Source organism: Actinoplanes sp. NPDC049548, assembly GCF_040676695.1.
Taxonomy (GTDB): Bacteria; Actinomycetota; Actinomycetes; order Mycobacteriales; family Micromonosporaceae; genus Actinoplanes.
This window is the reverse complement of the sequence record NZ_JBFAPM010000054.1, coordinates 1-6,571: the sequence shown is the minus strand read 5'-3', so window position 1 is coordinate 6,571 and position 6,571 is coordinate 1. Positions and strand designations below refer to the sequence as shown.

The 6,571-nt window shown below is 70.4% G+C and carries 2 protein-coding genes; both read right to left on the bottom strand.

All coding sequences use genetic code 11. The annotated features are described in order from the left end of the window. On the bottom strand, nt 1-3,048 hold a 3,048-nt coding region (locus AB0J80_RS38355), incomplete at its 3' end, for an amino acid adenylation domain-containing protein (RefSeq protein ID WP_364714742.1). Further along, on the bottom strand, nt 3,045-6,571 hold a 3,527-nt coding region (locus AB0J80_RS38350; protein WP_364714740.1), incomplete at its 5' end, for an amino acid adenylation domain-containing protein. The genes AB0J80_RS38350 and AB0J80_RS38355, both read right to left, overlap by 4 nt.

Below are 6,571 nucleotides of genomic sequence, written 5' to 3'. Positions count from 1 at the left end.
GCTGTCGCCGGTGCCCTCGAGGCGGTTGAGGAACCACAGGCGCTGCTGCGCGTACGACAGCGGCAGACGCTCCGGGCGTTCGCGGCGGGTCAGGGGCGGGCGGGTGGCGGCACCGGCCTTGTCCAGACACCGCGCTACCCCGGCGACGGTCGGTGTGGCGAAGAGGTCGGCGACGCTCAGGTCGGCGTCGAACACCGCCCTGATCCGGGCGACGAGCCGCATCGCGGACAGCGAGTCGCCGCCGAGCTCGAAGAAGGAACGGTCGGCCGGCACCCGGTCCACGCCGAGGATCTCCGCGTACAGGCCGCAGAGCGCCTCCTCTGCCGGGGTGGCCGGCGGCCGGCCCGACAGTCCGGCGTGTTCCGGATCGGGCAGGGCGGCGTGGTCGAGCTTGCCGTTTACCGTGACCGGCAGCCGGTCCAACCCCACGAACGCCGACGGCACCATGTAGGCGGGAAGACGCTCGGCGGCGAACGCCCGCAGGGCGTCGCCATCAACACCAGAGACCGTGTACGCGACCAGACGCTCGTCGCGCACCACCACAGCAACCTGCTGCACATCCTCATGCCCGGCCAGAACGGCCTCGACCTCACCCAGCTCGACCCGGAACCCGCGCACCTTCACCTGCGCATCCGCCCGACCCACGAACACCAGATCGCCATCGGCCGTCCACCGCACCAGGTCCCCCGAGCGATACCGACGACTGCCATCGGGACCCGCCACGAAACTCGCCGCGGTCTGCCCCGCACGACCCAGATAGCCCCGCGCCAGACCAGGACCGGCGATATACAACTCACCGACCACACCCGGCGGCACCGGACGCAGAAACTCGTCCAGCACATACACCCGGGTATTCGCGATCGGCCGACCAATCGGCGCCTCATCCACCAACAGACCACTCATCGTGGCGCACACCGTCGCCTCAGTCGGCCCATACGCATTGACCAACCGGCGATCCCGCCACCGCCGAATCAGCCACGACGGGCATGCCTCACCCGCCACCACGACCGTCTCCAACGATGCGGGCAACTCCTCGACCGCGGCCAGCACCGACGGCGGGATCGTCGCGTGCGTCCCGCCTTCCAACGCCTCATAAGAAGCCGGGACCAACGTCGCACCTGAGAGCAGGGCCATGCACAACTCAGAAACCGCGGCGTCGAAACTCCACGACGCCAACTGCAACACCCGCGACCGCGTGGTCACACCGAACCGCTCGATCTGCGCTGCCGCGAGGTTTCCCAGGCCGCGGTGGGTGACCACGACACCCTTCGGTGTGCCGGTCGAACCCGACGTGTAAATCACATACGCCGCATCGTCGACATCGATCGAGGGAAGCTGCACGCCGGTGCGGGCCGGCGCCGCAAGCACCTCCTCGGTGACCACCAGCTTCACACCCGCGTCGGCCAGCATGAACTCGACCCGCGCCGCCGGATACGCCGGGTCCACTGGCACGAACGCCGCGCCCGCCTTCACCACACCCAGCAACACCGGCACGATGTCCGCCGACCGGTGCATCAGCACGGCCACCAGATCACCGCGGCCCACACCTCGGGCTGCCAGTTCGTGGGCGACCCGCTTAGACACCTCATCCAACTCGGCATACGAGAACCGACCCGCCACCGCCACCGCCGACGGCGTCCGCGCCACCTGCGCCGCGAACAACTCCGGCAACGTGCCCGACACCACTGGGCGTGCCGTGTCGTTCCACCGCTCGACCACCAACGACCGCTCCACGGGATCAAGCAGGTCGATGGCGGCCAGCCGGTTCTGCGGGGTGGACGCGAAGCCGGCGAGGACCCGCAGAACCCGGTCGAGAATTCCGCGGGCCGAGGCGTCGTCGAACAGGCCCGGCCGGTACGACAGACGCAGGCGCAGGCCGTCGATCGGGGTGGCGACCAGGCCGAGGGGGTAGCTCAGCGACTCGTGGCCCTCCCCCTCGGTGAGCAGGGCGTTGCCGAAGCGGTGTTCCGCCGTCGGGTCGCCAGGGAAGTTCTCGAAGGCGAGCAGCGTGTCGAACGTCGCGCCGGGGCCGGCAAGCCGTTGCAGCTCGCTGAGCCCGAGGTGCTGGTGCTCGAGCAGCTCCGCCTGGTCGGCCTGCAACCGGACGAGCAGTTCGGTGACGGTCTGCGCGGGGTCGAGGCGTACCCGGACCGGGACGGTGTTGATGAACAGGCCCAGCATGGTCTCCATGCCGGGCAGGTCCGCCGGGCGGCCCGCCACCGAGGCACCGAACACGACGTCGCCGCGACCGGTGAGCTGGCCGACCACGACGGCCCAGGCCGCCTGCACGACGGTGTTGAGAGTAAGGCCGAGGTCCCGGGCCAGGTCGCGAAGCCCCGAGGCAACCGCGTCCGAGGCCTCGCCCTCGACCACGCCCATGTCCGGACGAGCCGCGCCGTGATCGAGCGGGGCGATCAGCGTCGGCTCGTCCACGCCGGCCAGGGCGCGGGTCCAGGCCTCCCGCGCCGCCGTCCGGTCCTGCCGGGCCAACCAACCGAGATACTCCCGGTACGGCGTGACGTGCGGAAGACCCGCCGTGCTGCCGCCCGCCGCGTACGTCTCGGCGAGCTCGCGCTTGAGCACCTGCAGCGACCATCCGTCGAGAAGAATGTGGTGCAGGGTGACGACCATCCGGCGCCGGTCGCGGCCCACTTTCACCAGCAGCACACGCAGCAACGGAGGCGCGGTGAGGTCGAAGCGGCGTGCCCGGTCAGCGGCGGCCAACCGGTCGGCCTCGGTGTCGGCGTCCTCCGCCGGAAGATGGCTGAGGTCCTCCTCCCGCCAGGGCAGGCGCACCCGGCGGGCGATGACCTGCGCCGGCTTACCCCCGCCGCTCAACTGCCGGAAACCGGCGCGCAGGCTGGCATGGCGGGCCAGCAGAGCCTCCCACGAGGCGCGCAGCAGTTCGGTGTCCAGCGGTCCGTCGAGATGCAGCACCAGTTGCTCGACGTAGATGTCGTCGGCTCGCTCGTCGTAGGTCGAGTGGAAGAGGAAACCCTCCTGCAGCGGAGACAGCGGCCAGATGTCCTCGACCCGGGGCTGCTTCATCGGCCACTCCATTCGTCTGCGAGCGTGGACTCGAGTTCGTCGATCTGCGACTGGTCAAGGTCGAGCAGGGCGAAGTCGGACGGCGTATGGCCGCCGGCGTCGGGTCGGGCGGCGTGTGCGGCCAGGCCGGCAAGCGCGGCTGCCCAGCCGTCCAGCAGGTCGTGTGCCGCAGCTTCGGTCAGGGCTCGTTCGGGCCAGGTCAGGGTGAGCAGGAGACGTGGGCCCTCCGGCAGGTCGTGCACTACGCCCTTGAGCTCCAGGGCGTGCCGTACGGGCTCGCCGTTGTCGTCACCCGGCGGCGGGCCTGCCGCCTGCCACGGCTGCGGTACGCCCTCGGCCGCGGGCAGCCGGCCCAGATAGTTGAAGCCGATCTGCGCCCGCGCCAGGCCGGCGAGCCCGGGGGCCGTCGCCGGGTTCAGGTAGCGCAACAACCCGTAGCCGAGGCCGTCGCCGGGGACCGCGCGCAGCTGTTCCTTGATGCGCTTGACCGCCCGGCCCGCCGCGTCGCCGCCCGCGCGCACCTCGGCGGCGTTGACCGGGCCGGGATCGAGGCGGACGGGATAGCCGACGGTGAACCAGCCGGTGGTCCGGGAGAGGTCATCGCCGTCGCTCAACGGGATCCGGCCGTGGCCCTCGACGTCGATCAGCACACCGCGGGCGGCGCGCCAGCAGTCGACGACAGCGACGGCAAGGCCGGTGAGCAGGACGTCGTCCACCCCCGCGTGGAAAGCCGCCGGGACCGTGCTCAGCAGTTCGGCGGTGGTGTCAGCGGACAGGCGTACGGCGATCTCGCGCACGGTGCCGGTCTTCTCGGCGGGCCGCGGGTCGGGCTCACCGACCATGGCAATCCAGGCCGGAAGCTCGGCGGTGCGGTCCTCGGCGATCAGCTCCCGCGCCCAGTGCCGGAACGACGTGGGCACCGGCTGCAGCGCCACCTCACGTCCGGAGGCGAGCGCCGCGTAGGCCTCGTGCAGGTCCGGTAGGAGGATGCGCAGGGAGACGGTGTCGACCACGAGATGCGCGATGGTCAGCAGCAGGCGTCCGGCGCGCTCCGGCCCTGCGTCGAACCACAGGGCGTCCACCATCACGCCGGCCCGAGGGTCGATGCGGGCTGCGGCCGCACGGGCGTGCTCCGCCATGACCTCATCGATGTCGCGGCCTGCCACGTCGATGCGGCGCAGCGGGCTACCGGCTGTAGTGGTTGCCTCGGGGACGGTCAGGTGCCAGTCGTCACCGTCCTGCTCGAGCCGGGCGCGCAGCATGTCGTGGTGGGCGAGGAGCGCCCGTACCGCCCCGTCGAGGGCGGTGGGGTCGGCGTCGGGAGGGGTGACCACGGTGGTGGCGAGGACGAGCTCGCCGAGGCCTTCGGGGCCGGTCTCGTCGAGCAGCTCCCGCATGACCGGGGTGAGCGGGACATCGCCGGTGCCGGTGTCGCTCGTGCGGGGGCGGTCGGCCGACGGCACGGCGGCCCTCGCCAGCCCGGCCGGTGTTTGTTGTTCGAAGATCTGCCGCGCGGTGACGGCCAGCCCGGCGCGGCGGGCCTTGGACACCAGCAGCATCGACATGATCGAGTCGCCGCCCAGGTCGAAGAACGACGCCTCCGCCCCCACCTCCTGCACACCCAGCACCTCAGCGAACAGCGCACAGAACAACTCCTCCGCCGGGGTCTGCGGGCCACGCCCAACCTCCATTGCGTCCGGGGCAGGCAAGGCCGTTCGGTCGAGCTTGCCGTTGACGGTCAACGGCAGCGCCTCCAGCGCGACCACGGCGGCTGGGACCATGTAGTCCGGCAGGCGTTCCGCGGCGTAAGCCTTCAACACGTCGGGTTCGACAGTCGACACCACGTAGGCGACCAACCGGCCGTCCCGCACCACCACGACCGCCTGCGACACCTGCTCGTGTGTCTCCAGCACGGCCGCGACCTCGCCCGGCTCGACCCGCAACCCGCGGATCTTCACCTGCTCATCCACCCGCCCGACGAAATGCAGCAGACCGTCGGGATCCCACCGGCCCACATCCCCAGAGCGATACCACCGCTCACCATCCGGACCAGCGATGAACGACGCCGCGGTCAGCCCCGCCCGGCCCAGATAGCCGCGAGCCAGGCCGGCACCGGCGATATGCACCTCGCCGGTGACACCTGGTGGGACCGGGTTGAGGAACTCGTCCAACACGAACACCCGGGTGTTACCGATCGGTGCGCCGATCGGCGGGGCGACATCGGCATGCGACCCCAGTGGCACCGCGGTAGTGATCACGGTGGCCTCGGTCGGCCCGTAGGTGTTCCACACCCTGGTGTGCGCGGTCCACCGGTTCGCCAGCTCCGCCGACAAACGCTCCGCGCCGAGTACCCAGTTACGCACCCCGGGCACCTCGGCCGGGTCCAAAACCGCCAGCAACGACGGCACCACACTCGCCACTTCCACACCGGCATCACGGATCATCGCCGACAGCGCGTGCACATCCTGACGTTGCTCAGCCGTAGCAATCGCAAGCGTGCCGCCGCTAGTCAACGTGACGGCGATGTCGAGGATCGACGCGTCGAAGCTGAACGACGCGAACTGCAACGTCACCGCACCCGCACCCAACACCGGCGCCATCACCGACGCCAGGTTCGCCACACCCCGATGCGTAACCGCAACCCCCTTGGGCACACCCGTCGAGCCCGACGTGTAGATCACATACGCCAACGCATCCTGGTCGACATGCACCACCGGGACGGGCGCGCCGCCCAGAGACAGGTCCACGTCGGTGTCGACCACCAACTCCGCGCCGCTGTCCGCGACGATCTGCGCCAGACGCTGGGCCGGATACGCCGGATCCAACGGCACGAACGCCGCACCGGCCTTCCACACCCCCAGCATCGCCGCGACCATGTCGACACCGCGCGGCAACAACAAAGCCACCAGCGTCTCAGGACCGGCACCCCGGCCGGCCAAATACGCCGCCCACGCATCCGATCGCGCAGCCAACTGCGCATACGTCAACACGTCCACACCGCACCGGACCGCCACCGTGTCAGGAGTCCTAGCCACCTGAGCCGCGAACAACTCCGGCACCGTCACAGCGGGAACAGCGACGGCAGTGTCGTTCCACTGCTGCAGCACCCGGACGCGTTCCTGCGCATCGAGCAGGTCCAGATCACCGATACGCACCTCGGGATCAGCAGCAACCTGAGCGAACACCGCCACCAGACGAGCGGCCAGAGCCCGAACCGTACGCTCATCGAACAGGTCGGTGGCATACAGGATGTCGCCGGCCAGACCGGCCGGGCGTCCCTGCGGATCGCGACGCTCGGCAAGGTCGACGGACAGGTCGAAGCGGGCTGCCTCGGGCGATCCGGCCCTGGTCCGCGTGGCAACACCCGCCAGGGACCAGCGGTCGTCCAAGCCCGTGTTCTGGTGAACGGCGAACATGACTTGGAAGAGCGGGTTGCGGCTCAACGACCGCGCCGGCGCCAGGTCGTCCACCAACCGCTCGAACGGGATGTCCTGGTTGCCGTAAGCAGCCAGATCGGTGTCCC